Source organism: Kribbella sp. NPDC004138 (assembly GCF_053603655.1).
The window spans coordinates 21,304-44,094 of the sequence record NZ_JBSGFZ010000003.1 but is presented as its reverse complement, the minus strand read 5'-3'; the positions used below and the strand labels follow the sequence as shown (position 1 = coordinate 44,094).

Below are 22,791 nucleotides of genomic sequence, written 5' to 3'. Positions count from 1 at the left end.
GAACCAACCACGGGACACCCCTCACGCCGGCCCAGAGGGCAGGTGACACTCGTGACTGGGACGGTCACGAGCGCTGGGCAGGCAACCGCACCATCGCAATTACGGCGCTCACCGTTACAGGCCTGCAACAACCTGCAGAAACCAGCTCCGGCGCGCCGCCTCGGCTCGGCAAAAGCTCCATCAACCCGCCCAATTGCGCGGCTCCGTCGTCAGGTTTCGTCGTCGGGGGTGTCGGGGTCGCGCAGTGGGCGTCGGCCGCCGCGGAGGTCGGGGAGGTGGAGGGAGTAGTGGCCGTGGACGTTGAGGTGGGCGCGGATGAACGGTGACAGCCTGGCGACGTCGTCGTCGAGGACCGGGTAGCCCTGGGCTCGGAGGGTTTCCAGGGCGGCATTGAGGTAGACGGTGTTCCACAAGGTGATGCAGTTCAGGACCAGGCCGAGCGCGCCGAGCTGGTCTTCCATCCCGGTGTGGTACTTCTGCCGCAACTCGCCTTTCTGGCCGTGGAACACGTGCCGACCCAGGTCGTGGCGGGTCTCTTGCAGGTTCCGCATCGCCTTGATGTCACGCCGGTACGGCTCGTCGTCGATGTAGGACAGCACGTGCAGCGATTTGAAGATCCGCCCGTACGCCGCGACCGCGGCACCGAGCGGGGTCGGGTGCCCGTCGCGGGACAGCACCCGCAGCGCGTAGTGGGCGGTAACGGTGCCGGTGTGGATCGAGGCCACCACCCGCAGAATGACGGGCCAGTGCCGGCGGATCGCGGCGGTGTCGATCCTGCCGCGGGCGGCGGTATTCAGCGGCCCGTAGTCCGCGGCCGGGTCGATGCGCCACAGCTTCTGGTCGGGCAGGTCGGCCAACTGGGGGCGGTAGGAAAACCCGAGCAGGTGCAGCAGCCCGAACACGACATCGGTGTAGGAGGCGGTGTCGGTGACGATGACCTCCGGGCGGGGTCCGCCGTCTTGGCTGTAGATCACGTCGATGGTGTGCCGCGAATCGCGTGGGGTGCCCGCCACGACCTTGCCGCCCAGGCCGAGGGCCTGGTCGTTGACCATGTTCAACCACTGCGCGCCACGGCGCCGCCCGAAGTACTTCGGGTTCGGCCGCGCATGAATGGTGGGGACCGGGACCACGAACCGCATCCCGTCGATCGCCGCGACCAGGCCACCCACCCCATGCCTGGGCCAGGTCGATCTGGGCCTGGGCCTCGATCAACGGCACGTTCGCGGCCGCGTAGGTCTCGGCGCGCAGATAGTTCTGGTCGACGTGCGACAGCCGGTCGCGGGTCAGCGCCGCGATCCCCGACGACATCACCGGCGCGTACCCGATGTTCAGGGCGTGCGCGGTCAGGACGGCCGCGATCGTGACATGCAGGTCAGCCAGACGGGTCCCGCCACCGGACAGCGCGGTGAACGCCTCGGTGAACCGCGGCTGCCAGGCCATCACCTCCAGCAACACTTCGGACAGGTCGACTCTGGGCAGCATCGCGGCCAGCCGCCGGCGCAGGTCGACCAGGCTCGGAGGGTCCGGGATCGCCTCGATGTGCCGCACATGCAGGCGGCCCTCGGCGTCGACGGTCACGGCGGTGTTCACCACCAGCCGGGCACCGACCTCCCGGTACGACGTATCCAGCAGCCGCGCATGCCCAGCCAGCAGCCGCTCGGGATCCTCAGGCAGCCCGAGCGCGTTCAACGCGGCCGGCTTCGCCGTCACCCACGCGGGCCCGTCCAGCAACTGGGCGCGCGGATCGCGCCACCTCGTCGACGTCTCGGCGTACACATCGCGGCGGCGCAACGCCCGGTGAAACCGCTCCAGGACACAAAACACCCAACCCGCCTTATCGACCACGCCATCCGGCAGCCCCGGCCGGTGGACCAGACGACGCCACTCACCACCCACCAGACCGGCATCGACCATGGACGCGGGGATCTGCCCACCCGGCAGCTTGCGGGACCGATGAGCCAGCACCTGTGGCAGGCCGCGCATCGCGGCCAGGGCCCGCTCGCCGTCGGCGGTCGCGCCGAAGCCGATCACCTCGCACAGCATCGGCAGAAAGCCCCGCACGGTCGCGATCCGCCCGGCCAGCGCGGCGCGCCATTCCCCGTCCGGGTCAGCTCCCGGTGGCGGCGCGACATCGGAGATCTTGTCCATCGCGGCGCGCAGCTCCGAACGCGACACCACCGCCTCGATCGATTCCCACAACTGCTCGACCGTGATGTTCTCGCCGAACTCGGTCGCCTCGAACAACACCTCGACCGCGGCCGCCAGCTTGCCTGCGTCCCTGGACACAGCCGGGTAGCGGCGCAGCTTCTCCTTGTTCGACTCCCGCTCCGCCCGAGCCAGCAGATCCGACACCATCAACACGTCCAGCAGCTCCAGCGCGTCATCGACCGCCCGGCCCTCCAACTGCCGGAGCGCGGCCAGCATCGTGGCCAGCCGACGCTGCGCCGGATGCCGCTTCAACGCCGGAGCCTTCCCCGACAACCCGTACCGGGCCAGCTCGGCCACCCTCCGCGCCGGCACCGCACTCAGATCGATCTCACCGACACCCAACCCGACGATCTCCGACACCCGGTCCAAGGCCTTCACCATCTGCGGCCCCGACGGCTTCGCCGCCGGTCCCTTCCGCAGCTGATCGAACCGCGACGTCCGATCACCGTCCGGCACCTCCAGCAACAGGTCCAGCAACCGCTGCTGCTCATCGGTCACCAGCCCGTACAGCGTGTCCCACAACCGCTGCGCAGTCGCGCCCTGCACCCGCGCCACCAGCCGGGCAAGAGTGCTCACCCCCGGCAGCAGAGCCCGCCGCTCCCGCAACCAAGCCACCGCCCCGTCGAAAGTCGCCTTCGGCCCCTCCCCAGTAGTCCAGGCCCGCGCATCAACCCACGCAGACAACTCAGACTCCATCTCAGCGAAATCCCGCAGACCGTACTCGCGCTGGATCTCTCCGGCATGCTCGCGGTGCGTCGTCTCCCGCTGGGAGTACTGCTTCACACACGACGGGTCGGCGATATTCAGCTGCTCCGCGAGGTAATCCACAACCTCGCTGGGCACATCGACCGGATCGGCCAGGAACGTCCCGACGTAGCGAGCCGTCGCGAGCTGCACGGCGAACCCGAGCCGGTTGTGATCGCCGCGCCTCTTCCCGACCAGCGCCTTGTCCGAGTCGTCGAGGAAGAAGAACCGCTCCAGCTGTGCCCGGGCAGGCGGGCCGTTGTAGCGGCCATACGCAGCCGCCTGATCATCGCTCAGAAACTCAACAGGCATGGCCCGAGAAGCTACGGCCTAACAGACCCCACTGACCAGACCCAAGACTTCCTCAACACGACCGGGAACATCGGAACGGAAACGTACGCCTACACCCGGAGCCAGCGCGGCAAACGAGCTACACTCCTCGACCCGCCGACGTGCTTACCGCACGTTTCCATTCCGATGTTCCTCACGGGCCGGGACCTCCCGTACGACGACGCCCGCACCGCATTCGTACGAGCTGAACCCGTTGCTCCCGGACCTCATGCGACTCGGCCGGGTCTTTCACCTCTCCCTCGATCCCTCCGAACAAGCTGTACTGCGGCGGCCGGCCGACAACCCGGACCGATCACCGGCCCACCTCCTGAAGGAGAAACACTCGAGAAGCTCGCTCGCCTGGTCCAGTCAGGCGCGGGAGAGAACCACGGCCACTGGCTTCCTGAGCTCGTCAACAGCCTCGCGGACGTCGCCAAGGAGCGAGCCGAAACCGTCCTGCGCTAGCCCCAAGACCCCTAACGAGGCTCGAAGTACTTCCAGGTTTTGCCGTGGTCGGTGCTGGTGATCGTCTGGTTGCCGTTGTACTGCATGCCGTAGACGAAGTCGCCTACCGCGGACAGCTGGCCCAGATCGGGCGGCGGAGTGTACGGGGCGCCGGCGCCGGGACGGAGGAGTTCCCGCTTCTTGCCCTGATAGAGCGCGAGCCCCGTCCCGTTGCCGAAAGCAACCGGAGAGGACAGGTACGGAGCGTTCCGGCCGGCCACCGTCGTCCACTGGCGCCCGCCGTCGGTCGACAAGCGCAGCGGCAGCAGGTCACCCGGCGCGCCAGGCTTGCCCGGTGCGCGGGGCTTCATGCCCGGGATCACTACCAGCGTCTTGCCGTCGGGGCTGACGGCCAGTTGGCCGCCGGTCCGTCCCGCGCCGAGTATTGAGTGATCCCAGGTCTTGCCGCGGTCATCGGTCCAGTAGATGTTGCCGACCCCGCTGTTCTTCGCGCCGACCATCCACCACCGTCCGGTGGTGTCGCGGAACGGCTCGTACGCGTTGTCGACCCCGGGGATCTTCACCTCCCGCAGGACGCCGGTCTCCAGGTTCAGGGCTCGCAGGGTGCCGTACGCCAGCAGCACCTCGCCGTCGTCGAACTCGCTGGTCGGCGGAGCCCAGCGAAGCTTCTTCTCGATCCGGCCCTGATCGGTCAGGCGGACCATGACGGACTGCGCCCAGGTCGGATCGGTCCCCTTCATGCTCGTCGGCATCGACAACGCCAGGGCCTCGTCACCGGCCCGCAGTACGACGTACTGGTTCTTGCGCACCGGCGCTGTTGTACGGACACCGTCACGGCTGAGCACCGCGGCGTAGTTCCAGGTGTACCCCGGCTGAGGCAGCAACCAACCCGCCGCCCACCGTGTCGGTGTGGCGAACGCGATGCCGGAAGCGCCCGACTTCTTGTTGTGGATCAGCTTCTCGGCCGCCTGGTCGACCGGGATCGACGCGGGAGTGCCGGCTGTCTTCTCCGTACCGGTCACGTTTCCCAGTGGTAGAACGGCTGCCAGTACTGCGAGGGTCACCGCCGCGACGACTCCCAGCCCGGTCAGCGCGTGTCGACGGCGACGGCGGCGGATGCCACGGCGTTCCAGAGCCTCGAAGGGCAACGGCTGGACGGTCTCCTGGACGTCCCAGGACAGTTCTTTCAGCTCAGACATGGTTGACCTCCTCGACGTCGTCGGCGAACTCGTGGACCAGCGGGGCCAGGCGGGACCTGCCGCGCGACAGGCGGGCCTTGACTGTCCCCTCCGGCACCCGCAGCTGTACGGCGATCGCGCTCACCGGGAGGTCGACGATGTGGTGGAGCACGATCGCCTCGCGCTGTTCGTACGGGAGCTGGCGCAGGGCCTCGACCAGAGCGACCCGGTCCGCGGAGAGTGCGCTCAGAGTGGTTTCGGGGACGCCTGCGCGGGAGAGCAAGCCGTGGAAGCGGTTCGCGCGGCGGTAGCGCCGGCGTACGGCGTTGAGCGCGACTGTGCGCAGCCACGCCTCCGGGTTGTCGAGCTGGGCGAACCGGCGTGGTTTCTCGACCGCCTGGACGAAGGCTTCCTGTACGGCGTCTTCAGCCTCGCCAAGGTTTCCGCAGATCGCGAACAGCTGCCCGACAAGCCGCCGGTAACACCCCTCGTACAACTCGCGCACCATGTCGCCGTCAGCCATCACCACTCCCCAGATCGGACCCTTTGCCAGCACGAGTCCTGGCAGAACGATCCGGTTGCATCACCCGAGCACAATGCCCGAGAACCAGGTCTTCGAATGGTGCGGGGGGCCGTCAGGAAGATGACGAGCTGGTCGAGGTCCTCGAGCCCGCGGCAAGCAGTCACCATCCCGGCTCATCAGACGCGATCGCCCCGACGCGTCCGGGTGGGTGCGCTATCTACCACGCTCACGAAGTAGCGCCTGCATAGCGAGCGTGGGGCTGATCTACAGGACTGGGAAGGTGCGGGTGGCGGATTCGCCGTGTTCCAGGACTTGGGCGGCGGGGCCGAGGAGTTTGGGGTCGGGGTGGGCTACCAGGGTCTTGTCTTTGTCGGTGTAGTCGTACAAGGAGAGGACGTGGCGCATCGCCTCGAGGCGGGCGCGCTTCTTGTCGTTGCTCTTGACCACGGTCCACGGGGCGTACGGCGTGTCGGTGTAGTGGAACATCGCCTCCTTCGCCTCGGTGTACGCGTCCCATTTGTCCAGCGACGCGAGGTCCGTGGGTGAGAGCTTCCATTGCCGGACCGGGTCGATCTGGCGGATCGTGAAGCGCGTCTGCTGTTCGGCGCGCGACACCGAGAACCACAGCTTGACCAGCAGGATCCCGGACCGCACCAGCATCCGCTCGAACTCCGGTGCCTGCCGCATGAACTCCTCGTACTGGTCCTGCGAGCAGTACCCCATCACGTGCTCGACGCAGGCGCGGTTGTACCAGGAGCGGTCGAACAGCGTCATCTCGCCGGCGGCCGGCAGATGCGCGACGTACCGCTGGAAGTACCACTGCGTCTGCTCGCGTTCGGTCGGCTTCTCCAGCGCCACGATGCTCGCCCCGCGCGGGTTCAAATGCTCCATGAACCGCTTGATCGTCCCGCCCTTGCCGGCCGCGTCGCGGCCCTCGAAGACGATCACGAGCCGCTGTTTGGATCGCTTCACCCAGTACTGGAGCTTGAGCAGCTCGATCTGCAGCAGCCGCTTGTCGCGGTCGTAGATCTCCCGCGGAAGCCGCTCGCCGTACGGGTAGCCCTCGCGCCAGGTGTCGACCGGCGTGCCGTCGGCGCGGAGCAGTACGGGGTCGTCGTCCTCCTCGTCCAGCACGCGGAAGCCGAGCTCTTGCACCAGATCAGGAGTGGTCATGGCCCAAGGCTCGGTCCCGCGAATGACGCAGAGGTGAACAGGTGTCAGCGCCGCCGCAGCTTCACGGTCGAGTCGCGCCGGGTGATCGGTACGCCGTCGCGCAGGACCTGCGCGCGGTCGTGTTCGCGGCTGACCAGCGTCTCCCACTCGCCGGCGGGCAGGGCGAGGCTGTCGATGACCTCGTCCGGTGCGGGAAAGTGGATGTCGGGGTGCGGGTTGTGCTCGCCCGACGGGAACCCCATGTGCCCCTCGATCAGCAGCACTCCCCCGGGTGCGACGGCGGCGGCCGCGCTGCGCAGGATGCCGTCGCGCGGCAGTTCCGTCTTCGAGTGCAGGAACTGCGCCGACACGAGATCGAACTCCCCGTGCGGGAACGACGTACCGAGCTCGTGCTGCTGCCAGTCGATCCGGTCGGCCACGCCGGCGTCCTCGGCATGCTGTACGGCGCGCCGCAGTGCGACCGACGAGATGTCGACCGCAGTCACGGTCCACCCTTGCCGCGCGAGCCAGATCGCGTCGGCGCCCTCGCCGCAGCCGAGGTCGAGGGCCCGGCCCGGCGTCAGGCCGGACACCTCGTCCACGAGGACCGCGTTGGGTTTGCCGCTCCAGATCTGGTCGTGCTCCGCGTAGAACGCGTTCCAGTAGTCCTCGGGGGGTTGTTCCGTCGTCATACCGACGATCGTGCGCCGACCCTGCCGCGAAGAGCAAAGAAGTTTGCCAAGTCGGCAATCAGGTGTCGCGGACCGGCAGTGGTTCCGCCTTGCCGACCACGAATGCATACGTCAGCGCGCCGATCACCGCGACCACGCCGGCCACCGCGAACGACGGCAGGTACGACCCGTGGTAGATGTCGAGCAGCAGCCCGAAGACGTACGGGCTGATGATCCCGGCGATGTTCGACGCGAAGTTCTGGATGCCGCCGATCGACGCGACGTGCCGCGACGACGGCGCCACGTCGCCCGGCAGGGACCAGATCCCGGTCGCCGCGATCGCCAGGCTCGCGTACGAGATCGCCAGGAACAGCAGCGCGACGTACACCGACTTCGCCGGCGCCGCGAACACGATCACCGCGCCGCCGAGCAGCCCGCCGACCATCACGGCCTTCCGGACCCGGGTCACGTCCGCGCCGGCGCGGATCCGCCGGTCGGCGACGATGCCCGCGATCCAGCCGCCGGCGATCGCGGTGATCCCGGGCAGCGTGCCGAGCGTGCCCAGCTCGGCCAGGTCGAGGCCGCGCGCGTCCTTCAGGTACGACGGGAACCAGGTGAGGAAGAAGTAGATGACGAAGTTCAGGCAGAAGAAGCCGAGCATCATCCCGCGGATCGTGCGGTACTTGAACAGGTCCCGCCAGCGCACCTGCGCCGCGGCCTCGTCGTCGTTGTCCTCCAGCCGGGCGCCGTTCTCGGCGATGTAGGCGCGCTCCTCCGCGTTCGCGTGCCGGTGCTCCATCGGGTCGCGGTAGTACCAGTACCAGACCGCCGCGAGCAAGATCCCGAGCACGCCGAGGACCACGAACGAGAAGTGCCAGCTCACCAGCGCGATCAGCCCGGTCACGACCGGCAGCGACAGCACCGTCCCGACCCGCGAGCCGGAGTCGATCACCGCGGTCGCGAACGCGCGCTCGTGCTGCGGAAACCACCGCGACGCCGCCTTGGTGGCGCTCGGGTACGCCGGCGCCTCCCCCGCGCCGAGCGCGAACCGGAACGCGAACAGCGACCAGAACCCGCGCGCGAGTGGCGTCAACGCGGTCACCACGCTCCACCACAGCGCGGCGAACGTGAACGCCTTCCGCGAGCCCACCTTGTCGGCGAACCAGCCCGCCGCCAGCATCGCCCCGTCGTACGCCCAGAAGAACGCGCCGAGGATCAGGCCCTTCTCGGCGTTGCTGAGGTCGAGGTGCAGGTCGTCCTGGATGAACGGCAGCGCCACGCTCAGGTTCGCGCGGTCCAGGTAATTCAGTGAGAGTCCGACGAACGCCAGCCCTAGGATCAGGTACCTCGTCCGGCTGGCTCCAGGTGGAGCTTTCACCGTGGTTATGGCGGTCACTCTGTGCCTCCGATCGACAGCGGATCGTGGCACGCTACCCCGGACGCCACCTTTGTGCAGACAAACGTTTCATCCAGTGGAATGAGGGTGCAGTGATCGAGGACGGCGAGGAGATCCCGCTGCTCGGCGGCGACGTGACCGAGGGCCTGGTTCGCGTCGGCGACACCGTACGGCGGCCGCCCGGCGAGCGGGCCGAACTGGTCCGGGACGTGCTGCTGTATCTGGAGAAGGTCGGGTTCGACGGCGCGCCACGGTTCCTCGGCATCGACTCGGCCGGTCGGCAGTCGCTCACGTACGTCGAGGGCGAGGTCGCCGGACGCCCGCGACCGTCGTGGATCGCGGACGAGGAGCGGATGGTTTCGGTCGCGCGGTTGCTGCGTGCGTACGACGACGCGGTGGAAGGGTTCGGCATGCCGGAGAATCTGCCGGCGCCGATCGAGCCGCCCGGGCTGCCGGAGCTGGACGACCCGCCGGAGCTGGTCGGGCATCAGGACGTCACGCCGGAGAACGTGGTCTTCCGGGACGGTCGCGCGTACGCCCTGATCGACTTCGACCTCGCCCGCCCGGTGAGCCGGGCTCGCGAGTTCGTGAACCTGATGCTGTGGTGGGCCCCGCTCGGTGCCGAGGAGGATCTCGATCCCGAGTTCCGCGGGCTCGACCGCCCGCGTCGTTGCCGGCTTCTGGCTGACTCCTACGGTCTCGCCCCGGCCGATCGCGTACGGGTGATGGATCTCGCGATCGCGCTGAACGAGCGCGCCTGGCACACGATGAAATACCGCGCCGAGACGCTGGGCGGCGGCTGGCAACGCATGTGGTCCGAAGGCGTAGGCGACAAGGTCCGCAACCGCACAACCTGGCTCGAGACCAACGCCGACGCCCTCACTTCAGCTCTGCTCGCATGACCCGCCGGGTTGGTTGCCCGAGGCCACTACCTCGGGCAACCAGCCTGGTCAGCGGGTGATCTTCACCTCGGCGCCGATCTTGGCGCTCTCGTAGATCGCGGTCAGCATCCGGGCCATCTCCAGGCCCTGCGCCGCGGTGGCGTCGGCCGGGATCTCGCCCCGGCAGATGCTCAGGAAGTGGTCGATCTGGTTCGCGAACCCGACCTTGAAGTCGAACCCGAGCGAGTCGATCTGCGGCTGGACGTGCAGCAGCGTGTCGTGCCGCTCGGTGATCATCAGCAACTGCGGCTCGATCTCCGCGCCGCCCTTGTCACCGTGGATCCGGACGCTGATCTCGTTGCGCGCGTGCAGCGAGAACGACGTGTCCACGTCGAGGACCGCCCCGCCCTCGAAGCGGATCTGCGCGGTCGCGTAGTCCTCGACCGTGTTCGGCCGGGCCGCCGACGCGGCCTTGTACCGGGTCAGGTTCTGGATGTTGTCGCGGGCGCCCAGCGGGGCGAACGTCGCGCCGGACGCCGACACCGCCTTCGGCATCCCCATCAGGTACCAGCACAGGTCGATGATGTGGACGCCGAGGTCGATCAGCGGACCGCCGCCGGACAGCTCCACGTCGCCGAACCAGCCGCCCGGGTTGCCGGCCGTCCGCAGCAGCGTGGCCCGCGCCGCGTAGATGTCACCGAACTCGCCCGCGTCCAGGAACCGCTTCGTGACCAGGGCGTTCGGCGCGTACCGGCGTACGTACCCCACCTGCAGCGCCTGGCCGGTCTCCTCGACCGCCTTCACCAGCGCCTCGGCCTCCGGCACGTTCACCGTCATCGGCTTCTCGACCAGCACGTTCTTGCCCGCCCGCAGCGCCGCCTCGGCGATCGGGGCGTGCAGGGTGTTCGGCACACAGACGCTGACCGCGTCCACGTCCGGGTCCGAGAGGATCTCCTGGAAGTCCCCGGTCACCCGCGCCACGCCGAACTGCTCGCCGCGCGCCTTCGCCCGCTCGAGGTCGACGTCGCAGACGGCGACCAGCTCGGCCCGATCGTTGGCCTGGTACGCCTTCAGGTGCTCGACGGCGATCGAGCCCAGCCCGATCACCGCAATCCGCGTCGTCATGTCACGCCACGCTTTCGTTCAGTCGGATGATGTTCGCGAGCGAGCGCTCGATGGCGGGCAGCGGCGCCTCCATACCCTCGAACTCCAGGCTCACCGGTACGTCGGGCTTGGTCGCGACGAGCGCCAGCAGACCGGGGATGTCGACGTCGCCGTGGCCGGTGACCGTGCCGAGCAGGTAGTCGCCGGCCAGCGTCTTCAGCCAGCCCTCCCCCGCCGAGCGGCGGATGTGGAAGTCCTTGATGCCGATCGACGCGGCGACGTCGATCAGCCCGGCGGCGGTCTTGCCCGGCACCTCGCCGACACACAGGCCGTTGCCGAGGTCGAGCGTGACCCGGAAGTTCGGGCGGTCCACGGCGTACACGAGCCGGGCCAGCCGCTCGCTGCCGTTCATGAAGAAGCCGTGGTTCTCGATCGTCGACACGATGCCCAGGCCCGCGGCGTGGTCGGCGACCGCGCGGCAGCCTTCGACGACCTGCGCGAAGGTCGACTCGAACTCGCCCGGGTCCTGCTCCCGCCACGCCCACGGCGCGACGTCGTGCCGGAAGACCGTGGCGCCGAACGCGTGCGCGACGTCCAGCTGCCGGCGGAGACGGTCGACCTCGTTGCTGTCGGCCGACCGCAGGTCGCCGCTGACCAGGTAGTTCACGATCGGTACGCCGATCTCCTCGGCGTGCTTGGCCGTGTCGCGAACGACGGCCTCGTTCTCCAGGTAGTACTCACCGTCCATCGCGGCGATCTCGATATGCCCGGCCGGCGAGGCCGCGACCCAGTCGAGCACGCCGATCAGGTCCATCTCGCCGCTCGTCATGAGCTGGCGGAAACAGTACGAACTGACTCCGAGCTTCACGTGGTGGTCCTCTCCACTTCGTGAGTGATGTGGGTCCACGGACCGGGATAGTCGTGGACCCCGTAGATCGCTGAGCTGCACCGGTCGAACGCGTTGCCGACCGCCCCGAGCACCACTGCTTCCCGCCCCAGTGCGGAGGCGACGAAGGGTGGGCGCTCGGGGAAGACCAATTCCTTCTCGACCGCGGCGGCGAGGGGACGCAGCAAGGCGCCGCTGTCCTTCGCCGCTCCGCCGCGGACGACGACGACCTCCGGGTCGATGACCAGCAGGACGGTCGCGATCCGCGCGGCGATCTGCGCGCAGAAGTCCTCGAGCTCCGCCTGCGCGTCGGCGTCGCCGGCGGCGGCCGCGCTGAGGACCTCCGCGCTGGTCGGTCGCACCGACCACACCAGTTGCCCGCGCTGCGCGTTGCGCGTCCAGCGCATGCCGCGCTGCGCGCCGAGCTCGCCCGCCAGGCGGTGCCGGCCCTGCCGGATGACGCCGTTCAGCACGATCGACATCGACAGCCGGTGGCCGATCTGCAGGTAGACGACATCGGAGTACCCGCGGCCGGCGCCGCCGCGCTGCTCCGCGAGCGCGGCCAGCTTGATGTCGTTGTCCACGACGACGGGCTGCCCGAACTCCTTCGCCAACAGCTCTGAGACCGGAAGGCCGACGAGTTCGGGCATCGCCAGGCTGGCCCGCAACTGTCCGTCCGCCTCAACCACGCCCGGCAGCCCAACACCAACGGCCCGCAGCCGACCGAGGTCAAGTGCTCCCACCCCCGCCGCACGGTGGTCGGGTATGGGGGCAGCGGCGGCCGCTTCCAGCGCGCTTGGGATCAGCGAGAGTGCGCCGGGCTTGCGGGCCACGTCGGCCCCACCGCGGGAGGTGCCGCCTGCGCCGGGTGCCCTGTGGGCGCGCAGCGGGCGGCGGGTGGCATCCGCCGGAAGTTCGGCGTACCCGACTCGGCGGCCTGACAGGTCGCAGATGATTGCGCGTGCACCGCGGGGGCCGAGGTCGACGCCGGCGACGAGACCAGCCTCGCGTACGAAGCGGAAGGCGCGGGCGGGCCGCCCCGGGCCGGCTGTCGCCGGGCTGGTGGACTCGACCAGCCCGGCGTCGGCCAGGTCGTCGAGGACAGCGTGCACGGTGGGTCGCGACAGGCCGGTGGCCTCGCTGATCACCCCGACCGTGCGCGCCTCGTCGGCGTCGGCCATGAACCGCAGGCACGCGACCTGATTGGCCGCCCGCTCCGCCTGGGCGGCTCCGCGTGCAGTGTCCATCGACCCCAACCTATTATGGAACCGGCTTTAATAAAGACGGTAACAGAACGCCCCACGCAACGGCAACGCCCATCTCAGCCCGACCACCACGAGGACTTGGGATCCGCAACTACCGCTGGAGGACGGTGCGCTCGACGACCGTCCAGGTCGTGGTGGTCAGCACGTACAGTCCGGCTGCCAGCGGCACGAAGGCTGCTGTCAGCAGCGTGCCGTACGGCAGCAACTGCGCAAGCCGCCGCGACAACCGAGGCGCCGCCGGATCCAACTGCCGCAACTGAAGCCGAGCAGAGAACCAGGCGACCACAGCAAGTAGCAAGGCGATCACGATGTACGCCGGGGTGCCGGTAACGATCGGCCAGTGCACACCGAGCGGCGCACCGAGCAGGCTCCCGCTGATCAACTGGTTCGACTCCCCCGCCACCATCGTCCGCGAGAACAGCGTGTACATCAGCCAGAAGAACGGCATCTGCGCGAGCGTCGGCAGGAACCCGGCGAACAACGACGTACCGGACTCGGTCTGCAGCTTCGCGACCTCACGCTGCAGGCGCTCCGGGTTGCCCTTGTGCCGCTCGGTCAACTGCTTCAGTTGCGGCATCAACTCCGCGCGGGCGCGCAAGCCGCGATGCGCCCGGACACTGAGCGGCAGCAGGGACAGCCGAACGACGAGAGTGCACAGCACGATCGCGACGACGGCGGCATACGCACCGGCGAGCGGCTCGAGGACGGTGACGAGGGACGTGAGCAAGTGATAGGCACCGGCGACCGGTGCCTCCAGGAAAGAAGGCACAGCAGAACTCCACGAGTGAGAAGGAACGAGTAGGCGTGCGCGCTACCCGAACCGGCCGCAGAGGCGGTGGCTCGGCAGCGCGGGCGCTACAGTCCCGGTGCTCGTGGTCGGGGTCTCCCGGCTGCGTCGGGATCCCGGAGAGAGAGATACGCCGTACGCCGGGCGTTGGCCCGGGCGGCGCTGGAGCGAGCCGGCAACGGCGAGGCGATGGGCGTGCGCGCAGCCGACCGGGCGGCCTGGAAGGCCAGGAACAGCACGGCCGCCGCCGTGAAGACGGCGACGGCCATCAGACCCGATTGCGGGCCGAGGGCAGGCATCGCCAGCGACCACACGCCGGCGAACACCTGCCCCATCGTCATCAGTCCAGGTAGTCCCGCAGGACCTGCGAACGCGACGGGTGCCGCAGCTTCGACATGGTCTTGGACTCGATCTGGCGGATCCGCTCGCGGGTCACGCCGTACACCTTGCCGATCTCGTCGAGCGTCTTCGGCTGGCCGTCGGTCAGGCCGAAGCGCATCGAGACCACGCCGGCCTCGCGCTCGGACAGCGTGTCCAGGACCGCGTGCAACTGCTCCTGCAGCAGCGTGAACGAGACCGCCTCGGCCGGCACGATCGCCTCGGAGTCCTCGATCAGGTCACCGAACTCGGAGTCGCCGTCCTCACCGAGCGGGGTGTGCAGGGAGATCGGCTCGCGACCGTACTTCTGCACCTCGATGACCTTCTCCGGGGTCATGTCGAGCTCCTTGGCGAGCTCTTCCGGAGTGGGCTCGCGGCCGAGGTCCTGCAGCATCTGCCGCTGCACCCGGGCCAGCTTGTTGATGACCTCGACCATGTGCACCGGGATACGGATGGTGCGGGCCTGGTCGGCCATCGCGCGGGTGATGGCCTGCCGGATCCACCAGGTGGCGTACGTCGAGAACTTGTAGCCCTTGGTGTAGTCGAACTTCTCCACCGCGCGGATCAGACCGAGGTTGCCCTCCTGGATCAGGTCCAGGAACAGCATGCCGCGGCCGGTGTAGCGCTTGGCCAACGACACCACCAGGCGCAGGTTGGCCTCGAGCAGGTGGTTCTTCGCGCGCCGGCCGTCCTCGGAGATCCACTCGTACTCGTCGCGGACCTTCTCCTTGAGCTTGGCCGCCTCGTCGGCGATCTGCTCCTCCGCGAACAGGCCGGCCTCGATCCGCTTCGCGAGCTCGACCTCCTGCTCGGCGTTCAGCAGCGGGACCTTGCCGATCTGCTTCAGGTAGTCCTTGACCGGGTCCGCGGTGGCACCGGCGACCATCACCTGCTGCTCGGGCTCGTCGGTCTCGTCGGCCTCGGAGACGATGAAGCCCTGGTCCTCGGTGAGCTCCTTCTCGAGCCCCTGGACCTCGCCCGGCTTGAAGTCGGCCTCGTCCACCTCGTCGAGCGCGCGCGGCTTCCCGGTCTTCGGGTCGATCGACAGACCCGCCTCGGACACTGCCTTCTTCGCCGGAGCCTTCTTGGCAGCGGCCTTCTTCGCGGGGATACCGTCCTCCTTGGTACCGGCGGGCTTCACCGCCGCCTTCTTCGCCGCCGCCTTCTTGGCAGCGGGGTCGGTCACTCGGGCGCTGGTCCTCGGAGCCGTGCTACGGGCCGTGGCGGCCACGGCCCGGGCCGGCTCGGCGGGAAGATTCTCGGACGAGCTGGACGACACGAATTACCTCTCGTCTGACGCAGGGTTTGTACGACGGTACGACGTTGTGTTGCTGAGTCTTTGGGTACTGCTGTTCGCGGCTGCTCGCTGGTCAGGCGGCGGCAACAGTCCATTGTAATCCGCGAACCAAGCTCAGGCGTCGCACGACCCCCCAGAGAGCCCCATTTCAGCCGGTCGTCCGTCGGTCCCGCTCACCCGTTCCGAGTCTGCCGCAGCGGTCTGGCCACCACCGGCCGCCGGACCAGTTGCTGCTCCTGCTTGAACTGCCGCACCTTCACCAGTGACGCGACATCGATGACGTCCGCGACGGACTTGAAGGCACCGTCCTCACCGTACGGCTCGGAGGCCTCCCGCCAGCCGCGCGGCCGGACCTTCAGCTGCTTGCCGAGCAGTGCGACGAAGATCTTCGCCTTCTGCGCGCCGAACCCCGGCAGTGCCGACAGCCGGGCGAGCAGGTCGTCACCGGACTTCACGTCGCACCACAGACCCGAGGCGTTGCCGCCGTAGTGGTCGTCCAGGTGCTTGGCCAGGGTCTGGATCCGGGCGGCCATCGCGGTCGGGAAGCGGTGCACGGCCGGCGGGCCGGCGACCACCTCGACGAACGCGTCCGGGTCGTAGTGCGCGACCGTGGCCGGGTCGAAGGGACCGATCATCCGCTTCGCGATGGCGACCGGGCCGGCGAACGCCCGCTCCATCGGGATCTGCTGGTCGAGCAGCATGCCCACCAGCAAGGCGAACGGATCTCTGCTCAGCATCTCGTCGGCGTCGGGCTGCTGGGCCAGGCACAACTTCCTGCTGCGTGTCGAAGTCACCTCAGTCCTCCCCTTCCTCGGCCTTGACGGCCAGCACCGGACACGGAGCATCGAGCAGCACCCGCTGCGCGTTGCTGCCGAGGATGAGCTTGCCGACCGGGGACCGGCGCCGGAGCCCGATCACGATGAACTCCGCGTGCACCTGCTCGGCGACGGCCACCAGGTCCTCCGCCGGGTCCAGGCCACGCACCAGCTGCCGCACCTCGTACGGCACGCCGGTCGAGTCGAGCTGCTCCCGTACTTCCGTCAAAGCGGCGTCACTCGCCGCAGCCTCGTCGCTGTCGAAACTGCGCCCACCTCGATGCGAGTTCACCACCACCAGCTTGGCGTCCCGCAGCGTCGCTTCCTCCGCTGCGCGCCGAAGGGCCGCACGGCCTTCCGCCTTCGGCACATAACCCACGACGATGGTCGTCATCGCCCTGCCTCACCTCCGGGTGTGTGTCGACCCGTCTCGAACGATACTGCTCCCGACCGCGGTCGGCATCCGCTGCATTTGCACCTGTTGTGTCGCACCGGTGACGGAGGGCTGCCGGTGCCCGTGTACTACCCGCGGCGGGCCGACCTAACCTTCCGGTGGCCACACCTTTGCAGGGCTGTCACCGAAAGCGCCACCCCTGTAGTCCGGGTCGTTATCGAACTCGCCCGGGAAATCGCCGATCCCGTTGCCCAGGGCAAGATCGGACCGGCCGCCCGGCGGTTCCGCCCGGAGGACCCGGGTTCCGCCGGCGGCTGTCCTACGTTGTCGCGGGGACGCCGGAGCACACGAACCGGTTCAGTCGATCGGCCATTCGTGCACCGGCGTGTTGTCGTGCATGTGGTCGCGATACCGGCCGAGCATGCCGCGCAGGGCGTCCCGCCGGCCGTGCGACCCCTTCGTATACAGGCGGTGGAACTCCTCGGCCTGCCACGACGCGCCGTTGCGTCCGGTCAGGCAGCGCTGCTCGATGATCCCGAGCAGCCGGTCCCGCACCGCGACGTCCACGCCCCAGGCGTCCAGACCGCGAACCGCCAACGGCAGCAGGCGTCTGAGCACCAGCTCGGTCGCGCGTGCCGTACCGACGCCCGGCCAGAACACCTCGGCCTCGATGCCGTTGCGGGCCGCGGCGTGGAAGTTCTCCTCGGCCGCGCTGAACGACATCTGCGACCAGATCGGCCGCTCGTCGTCGGCGAGGGCGCGGACCAGGCCGAAGTAGAAGGCGCCGTTGGCAATCGTGTCGACCACGGTCGGGCCGGCCGGCAGGACGCGATTCTCCACGCGCAGATGCGGCTTCTCCCGGACAACGTCGTACACAGGGCGGTTCCAGCGATAGATCGTCCCGTTGTGCAGCCGCAATTCCGAAAGGGCCGGCGTGTCACCGCGGTCCAGGACCGCGATCGGATCCTCGTCCGACGTGACCGGCAGCAGCGCCGGGTAGTAGCGCGCATTCTCCTCGAAGAGGTCGAAGATCGAGGTGATCCAGCGTTCACCGAACCAGACGCGCGGCCGGACGCCCTGCGTCTTCAGCTCGTGGGTGCGGGTGTCGGCGGCCTGCTCGAACAGCGCGATCCGGGTCTCGCGGAGCAACTCCTTGCCGAACAGGAACGGCGAGTTCGCGCCGACCGCGAGCTGGACGCCGGAGATCGCCTGCGCCGCGTTCCAGTACCGCGGGAACGCCTCCGGTGTGACCTGGAGATGGAACTGCGTCGACGTACAGGCGGCCTCCGGGACGATGGTGTCGGCGGTGACCTGCAGCCGCTCGACGCCGTCGATGGAGATCTGCACGTCCTCGCCGCGGGCGGCGAAGATCTGGTCGTTGAGCAGCGTGTACCGCGGGTTGGTGCTGAGCGACTCGCGGCGGATGTGCTCGGTCAGCAGCGTCGGCAGGATCCCGACGATCACCATCGACGACCCGGTCCGGGCCGCCTTGTCCTCGGCCGCGTTCAGGCTGTCGCGGATGTTCGACTCCATGGTGTCCAGCCCGAGTCCGTCGATCTGGCCGGGCGGCACGTTGATCTCCACGTTGAACTGGCCGAGCTCGGTCTGGAACGCGTCGTCCTCGATCGCGCTCAGCACCTCGGCGTTCTTCATCGCCGGGTCGCACCGCTCGTCGACGAGGTTCAGCTCGATCTCGATCCCGGTCATCGGCCGATCGGGCGCGAACCGGTCCTCGCGCAGCATCCGCGCGAAGGCGTCCAGATTGCGATGGACCTGCTCGCGGAACGCGGTCCGGTCCGCCCGGGTGAACTCGACCCGGTCGACTTCCTCGCCCATCAGTGCCTCCCCTGCTGGCTCCTGTGCTCAGTGTGCCCGAAGGTGCCCCTCCGCGTACGGATCATTCGCGTCGCGGTTCAGACGGGGTACACGACGAAGTCGTCACGCACGATCCGCGCCGGTACGTCGCCCGCCGCGTCCAGCACCTGCAGCAACTCGGTGAGTACGCCGGGCCGCAACTGCAACGCGTGCTCGTCCGGGTGCCGGTCCGCGCCCATCGCGTAGTCCCGGCCGGGCTGCCCGGTCATCTCGATGTGCGCTCCCAGTACCCATTCCACCGGATTGCCCTCAGCAACGAACGCGGCGAGCCGCCGGATGCTCGCCCGGTACGCCGCCCAGTCCTTCACGTACAGCCGTCCCGGGTAGAGCGAGTCCCCGGTGAACAACAGCCGGGTGGTCCGGTCGTACAGCGCGATGTCCGCGCCTTGGTGTCCTGGGATCGGGACGACGTCGACGGTCCGGTCGCCCAGGTCGATCGTCGCGCGTCCGTCCGGCCAGTCGAGCCCGAAGTACTGCGCGACTTCCTCGGCGCTCCGCCCGACGACGGCGTCGAACTCTCCGTCCCCGCCGACGTGATCCGAGTGCCCGTGCGTATGGGCGACGACGAGCTCGCGTCCGGGCCGCGTGCGGGCCGCCAGGAGGTCGTCGACCAGCGGGCGGAGTGGGGCGTGGCCGGTGCCGGTGTCGAGGAGGAGGGCTCGCTCGGCGCCGAGCAGTAGGTACAGGAACGGGCCCTCGAAGTTGGTGCGGAGCGACTGGCGGATGATCGCCGTGCGGTCGTCGTACCAATGGACCTGATGGTCCGGGGCGGCCGGGTCGGTGCCGTCGGCCCAGTGGTCGGGGAAGGTCATCCGGCAATTGTCGGTGACGGCAGGGACACTGGTCGGGTGCGAGAGGATCCGTCGGTGCTGCACGTCGACCTGGACGCGTTCTTCGCGGCGGTCGAGCAGCGGGACAAGCCGTCACTGCGGGGCAAGCCCGTGGTCGTCGGCGGGATCGGCGTGCGCGGAGTCGTCTCGACCGCGTCGTACGAGGCGCGCAAGTACGGCGTCCGCTCGGCGATGTCGACCGCCGAGGCCCGGTCGCGGTGCCCGCACGCGGCGTACCTCAGTCCCCGCTTCGAGGTGTACCGGCGCAGCAGCCGGGCGGTGATGGCCGAGATGCGGGCGCTGTCGCCGCTGGTCGAGCCGCTGTCGCTCGACGAGGCGTTCATCGACCTCGCGGCCAGCGGGCTGTCCGGGCTCACGGTCGACGACGTGGAGGCGATCGCCAACGACCTGAAGGCCGCGATCCGGAAGGTGTCCGGCGGTCTCACCGCGTCGGTCGGCGCGGGGACGTCGAAGCTGATCGCGAAGATCGCCAGCGACCTCGACAAGCCCGACGGCGTGGTCGTCGTGCCGGCCGGCACCGAGGCCGAGTTCCTCGCGCCGATGCAGGTCACGGTGATCCCGGGCGTCGGCCCGGCGACCGCGCAGCGGCTCGGCATGGCCGGCGTCCGCACGGTCGCGGACCTGCAGCAGCTCGACGAGGACGAGCTGATCCGCCAGGTCGGCTCGGCGCACGGCACCAGCCTGCACCGGCTCGCGGTCGCGGCCGACGACCGTCCCGTGGTCAGCGACCGGGAGACCAAGTCGGTCAGCGTCGAGGACACCTTCGAGACCGACCTCATCGACCGCGCGCTGCTGACCGCGATCAGCGACCGGATGGCGCACCGGGTCGCCGAGCGGCTGCAGAAGGCGCAGCTGTCCGGCCGGACCGTCACGGTCAAGACACGGATGCACGACTTCGCCACGCACACCCGCTCGTCGACCCTGGCCGGACCGACCGACGACGCGCGGGTGATCGCCCGGGTCGCGCGCCGGCTGCTCGACGACAGCGACATCGGCGGCGGCATCCGTCTGCTCGGCGTCGGCGTCTCGTCGCTCGCCGACTGGATCCAGGACGACCTCTTCACCGAGGACGAGCACGCCGAGAACCCCGTCGAGGTGATCGAGCTCCCGACCCGGCCACGCGACCAGCTCGGCTTCCACCCGGGCCAGGACGTCACCCACCCCGACTACGGCCACGGCTGGGTCTGGGGCTCCGGGCGCGGCCGCGTCACGATCCGCTTCGAGACCGCCGACACCCCGCCGGGCCCGGTCCGCACCTTCTCCGTCGACGATCCGGCGCTGACGAAAGTGCGGCACACCGGCACCGATGCGGACGACGAACCCCCGACTGACCACAATGTCTCGGGTGAATGAGGAGCGGCGGGGGGTCTACCCGTTCTGTGCGCCGTGTACGGCGACGTCCGAGGCATCGGAGGCTTGGCGGGCCGTGGCGACGGCGGGGCCGATGGGGAGCAGGTTCTACGGGCACCGGAGTGTGTGCGAGAGCTGCGGGTCCTCGGTGCGCACGCTGTACAACACGGTGCTGTGGTTGCCGGTCGGCAAGGTCGGGCGGTTCCGGATCATCCCGACCGGCGGCCGGACGTACGTCGGCCGCAAGGTGATCGACCAGCCGGTGCACAGCGTCGTACGGCGGGTGCCGGCGTCGGCGATCGTGGAGCATCCGGAGCTCGAGGGCGCGCCGGACTACCGGCAGGCCGAGGCGTACTGGGACGACCACGAGCCGGGACGGGCGCTGCCGTACTACCAGTCGGCGCTGGCCGAGCGGGAGAGGGTGCTGGCGGCGGACGATCCAGCGACGCTGCGCGTGCGGCTGCGGGTCGCGCAGGGGCTGCTCGCGACGGCGAACTATGGACGGGCGATCGCCTGGTTCGAGCTCGTGACGCCGCAGTTGGTCGAGGTGTTCGGGCCGCAGCACGAGCTGACCCAGGCCGCGACCGAGGCCGGCACCGGCGCGCGGTTGATGGTCGGCGGTCCGCGGTCGGAGGCCCAACTGCTCGCGGACATCGTCGCGGCCGACAGCCTCGGCACCGACGACCGTCAGCTGCTCCGGGACCGGGCCGCGCTCGGGAAGGCGTTGCTGGCGTGCGGCGACATCGCGGAGGCGGTCGACGAGTTGACCAAGGTCGTCCGCGACGCCACGCCGGGGCATCCGGACACCGCTGTCTACCGTGCGGCGCTGAAGGCGGCGTGCGAGGTCGCCGAGGCGCGTGGCAAGCGGCGCGACGTACAGCTCGCCGCGGCGGCGCGGCAGTTGCTCACCGGCGTAGACGTACCGACAAGCAGGTAACACAGCCCTCGAGCTTCTCGAACTCGCTGATGTCGACGACGACCGGCCGATAACCCAGGCCCGCGAACAACTCCGCCGACTTCGGCGCGGATGCGGCCATCAGCAGCCGGTCGTCGTCGAGCAGTACGACGTGTGCGCCGGCCTCCTCGGGCACCGGACGGAACGCTTCGAACGCGGCCGCATCGTCGACGAGCGGCTCGTATCCGATGACCGTGCCATCCGGCAGCGCGGTCACAGCGGACTTCAGGTGCAGCACCTTCCGCACCGGAACCGCACGTACGTCGGCCCCGAGCGGCGCGAACGCGGCCCGCAGCTGCTCGAGCCCCGCCGCGTTCGTCCGGCCGCCCTGCCCGACGTAGATCGTCGAGCCGATCTTCAGGACGTCGCCGCCGTCGAGTGTGCCGGGCTCGACGATCCGCACGATGCGGTAGCCCTGCCCCGCGACGGTCTCCTCGGCCGCGGCCGCTTCCGCGCGCCGCTCGTCCGCGCCGGCCCGGGCGATCACCGCGACGTCGCCGTACACGACCATCGTGTCCTCGACGAACACGCCGTCCGGGCAGTCGTCGATCGCCGGGACCTCGACCGTTCGCCAGCCCGTGGCGTGCAGCGCGTCGACGTACTGCTGCCATTGCCGCAACGCCAGCCTGACGTCGACCGGGGTGCGCTCGATGTGCGTGACAAGTCCTTCGGCCAGGCGCGGGCTCGGAGGGCGGATCAGGGCTGACGGCATGTCCGCAGCGTATCCGGGGTACCTGCACGCATCCGAGAAAGGAGACGACGGATGCCGAAGATCCTTCCGGCAACGGGTGGAGACGTGGTCGAGATCATCCTCGCGGACCACCGGTGGTTCGAGGAGGCGCTGCGCGAACTGCGCGACGTCCGCAGTGACCGGGCGGCCGTGCTCGCCGACCTGGCCACGGTGCTGGTCGCCCACGCCGAGGCGGAGGAGTCGAAGGTCTACCCCGCCCTGCGGCGCAAGGACGCGATCGACGCCGACGAGGTCGAGCACTCCGAGCACGAGCACGCCGAAGGCAACGAGGCTCTGCTCGCGCTGATGGAGGTCGCCGACACGGCGAGCGAGGAGTTCAGCGAGAAGCTGCACGAGCTGTCCGAGGCCCTCACCCATCACCTCGACGAGGAGGAGCGCGACGTCCTCAACCCGGCGCGGACCGACGTCGAGGAAGACGTCCGGCGCAAGCTCGGCGACACGTTCGCCGAGGAGCGGTCCCGGTTGATCGACTCCGGCTGCGGCGAGCTCGCGAACGTCCGGAAGATCGTGGCGGCCGAGCAGCACACCTAGGGTG

At 69.3% G+C, this 22,791-nt stretch carries 21 protein-coding genes and 1 pseudogene; 4 read left to right on the top strand and 18 right to left on the bottom strand.

Features of this window, described 5'->3' with window-relative positions; genetic code table 11:
• Positions 1–209: 209 nt before the first annotated feature.
• From ACWEOO_RS04395 to ACWEOO_RS04365, 7 genes and pseudogenes are all read right to left on the bottom strand, one after another.
• Positions 210–1,139: a Tn3 family transposase gene (locus tag ACWEOO_RS04395; protein ID WP_452142041.1), complete on the bottom strand. Its 930-nt coding sequence runs from the start codon at positions 1,137–1,139 to the stop codon at positions 210–212.
• 37 nt (positions 1,140–1,176) lie between these two features.
• A pseudogene (locus ACWEOO_RS04390) lies at positions 1,177–3,264 on the bottom strand (DUF4158 domain-containing protein); the annotation flags it as partial.
• Between the two features lie 494 nt (positions 3,265–3,758).
• Complete coding sequence (locus tag ACWEOO_RS04385) at positions 3,759–4,946, bottom strand: hypothetical protein (RefSeq protein ID WP_452141748.1); 1,188 nt, start codon at positions 4,944–4,946, stop codon at positions 3,759–3,761.
• Positions 4,939–5,448, bottom strand: coding sequence for an RNA polymerase sigma factor (locus tag ACWEOO_RS04380; RefSeq protein WP_363715814.1), 510 nt, complete (start codon positions 5,446–5,448; stop codon positions 4,939–4,941). Before ACWEOO_RS04380 ends, ACWEOO_RS04385 begins: the two co-directional genes overlap by 8 nt.
• 264 nt (positions 5,449–5,712) lie before the next feature.
• Positions 5,713–6,621: a polyphosphate kinase 2 gene (gene ppk2, locus ACWEOO_RS04375; RefSeq protein ID WP_452141747.1), complete on the bottom strand. Its 909-nt coding sequence runs from the start codon at positions 6,619–6,621 to the stop codon at positions 5,713–5,715.
• 44 nt (positions 6,622–6,665) lie between these two features.
• Positions 6,666–7,292, bottom strand: coding sequence for a class I SAM-dependent methyltransferase (locus ACWEOO_RS04370; RefSeq protein ID WP_452141746.1), 627 nt, complete (start codon positions 7,290–7,292; stop codon positions 6,666–6,668).
• A 58-nt stretch (positions 7,293–7,350) separates the two neighbouring features.
• Positions 7,351–8,667 carry an MFS transporter gene (locus ACWEOO_RS04365; protein ID WP_452141745.1) on the bottom strand — a complete coding sequence of 439 codons (1,317 nt, stop codon included), beginning with the start codon at positions 8,665–8,667 and terminating at the stop codon, positions 7,351–7,353.
• A 92-nt stretch (positions 8,668–8,759) separates the two neighbouring features.
• Here ACWEOO_RS04365 and ACWEOO_RS04360 point away from each other — a divergent pair, with 92 nt between their 5' ends.
• Complete coding sequence (locus ACWEOO_RS04360; protein ID WP_452141744.1) at positions 8,760–9,569, top strand: phosphotransferase; 810 nt, start codon at positions 8,760–8,762, stop codon at positions 9,567–9,569.
• Between the two features lie 48 nt (positions 9,570–9,617).
• Here ACWEOO_RS04360 and ACWEOO_RS04355 read toward each other — a convergent pair whose 3' ends face one another.
• The 10 genes from ACWEOO_RS04355 to ACWEOO_RS04310 form a co-directional block, all read right to left on the bottom strand.
• Positions 9,618–10,673 carry a Gfo/Idh/MocA family protein gene (locus ACWEOO_RS04355; RefSeq protein ID WP_452141743.1) on the bottom strand — a complete coding sequence of 352 codons (1,056 nt, stop codon included), beginning with the start codon at positions 10,671–10,673 and terminating at the stop codon, positions 9,618–9,620.
• Between the two features lies 1 nt (position 10,674).
• Positions 10,675–11,520 (bottom strand): sugar phosphate isomerase/epimerase family protein, encoded by an 846-nt coding sequence (locus tag ACWEOO_RS04350; protein ID WP_452141742.1) that lies wholly within the window; start codon positions 11,518–11,520, stop codon positions 10,675–10,677.
• Positions 11,517–12,785, bottom strand: coding sequence for an ROK family transcriptional regulator (locus tag ACWEOO_RS04345; protein ID WP_452141741.1), 1,269 nt, complete (start codon positions 12,783–12,785; stop codon positions 11,517–11,519). The genes ACWEOO_RS04350 and ACWEOO_RS04345 overlap by 4 nt, the downstream gene beginning before the upstream one ends.
• A gap of 109 nt (positions 12,786–12,894) precedes the next feature.
• Positions 12,895–13,572, bottom strand: coding sequence for a YidC/Oxa1 family membrane protein insertase (locus ACWEOO_RS04340; protein ID WP_452141740.1), 678 nt, complete (start codon positions 13,570–13,572; stop codon positions 12,895–12,897).
• An 86-nt stretch (positions 13,573–13,658) separates the two neighbouring features.
• Positions 13,659–13,931, bottom strand: a complete 273-nt coding sequence (locus ACWEOO_RS04335; RefSeq protein ID WP_359928553.1) for a DUF6412 domain-containing protein — start codon at positions 13,929–13,931, stop codon at positions 13,659–13,661.
• Positions 13,931–15,247: an RNA polymerase sigma factor gene (locus ACWEOO_RS04330; protein WP_355700640.1), complete on the bottom strand. Its 1,317-nt coding sequence runs from the start codon at positions 15,245–15,247 to the stop codon at positions 13,931–13,933. The genes ACWEOO_RS04335 and ACWEOO_RS04330 overlap by 1 nt, the downstream gene beginning before the upstream one ends.
• Positions 15,248–15,438: 191 nt before the next feature.
• Positions 15,439–16,059: an HhH-GPD-type base excision DNA repair protein gene (locus tag ACWEOO_RS04325; RefSeq protein WP_452141739.1), complete on the bottom strand. Its 621-nt coding sequence runs from the start codon at positions 16,057–16,059 to the stop codon at positions 15,439–15,441.
• 1 nt (position 16,060) lies between these two features.
• Positions 16,061–16,474 (bottom strand): universal stress protein, encoded by a 414-nt coding sequence (locus ACWEOO_RS04320; RefSeq protein ID WP_131337975.1) that lies wholly within the window; start codon positions 16,472–16,474, stop codon positions 16,061–16,063.
• A gap of 357 nt (positions 16,475–16,831) precedes the next feature.
• On the bottom strand, positions 16,832–18,310 hold the full coding sequence (locus tag ACWEOO_RS04315; protein WP_359928559.1) for a glutamate--cysteine ligase: 1,479 nt from the start codon (positions 18,308–18,310) through the stop codon (positions 16,832–16,834).
• A 77-nt stretch (positions 18,311–18,387) separates the two neighbouring features.
• Positions 18,388–19,161, bottom strand: coding sequence for an MBL fold metallo-hydrolase (locus ACWEOO_RS04310; protein ID WP_452141738.1), 774 nt, complete (start codon positions 19,159–19,161; stop codon positions 18,388–18,390).
• Between the two features lie 36 nt (positions 19,162–19,197).
• On the opposite strand from ACWEOO_RS04310, the gene ACWEOO_RS04305 reads away from it, so the two are divergent.
• Complete coding sequence (locus ACWEOO_RS04305) at positions 19,198–20,553, top strand: DNA polymerase IV (RefSeq protein ID WP_452141737.1); 1,356 nt, start codon at positions 19,198–19,200, stop codon at positions 20,551–20,553.
• Entirely contained in the window at positions 20,546–21,487 is a 942-nt protein-coding gene (locus ACWEOO_RS04300) for a hypothetical protein (protein ID WP_452141736.1), read from the top strand. Before ACWEOO_RS04305 ends, ACWEOO_RS04300 begins: the two co-directional genes overlap by 8 nt.
• Here the strand turns inward: ACWEOO_RS04300 and ddaH are convergent.
• Positions 21,456–22,217 carry a dimethylargininase gene (ddaH, locus tag ACWEOO_RS04295; protein ID WP_452141735.1) on the bottom strand — a complete coding sequence of 254 codons (762 nt, stop codon included), beginning with the start codon at positions 22,215–22,217 and terminating at the stop codon, positions 21,456–21,458. The two genes, ACWEOO_RS04300 and ddaH, sit on opposite strands and share 32 nt — an antisense overlap.
• A gap of 51 nt (positions 22,218–22,268) precedes the next feature.
• Here ddaH and ACWEOO_RS04290 point away from each other — a divergent pair, with 51 nt between their 5' ends.
• Positions 22,269–22,787, top strand: a complete 519-nt coding sequence (locus tag ACWEOO_RS04290) for a hemerythrin domain-containing protein (protein WP_452141734.1) — start codon at positions 22,269–22,271, stop codon at positions 22,785–22,787.
• The last annotated feature ends 4 nt before the right edge of the window (positions 22,788–22,791 follow it).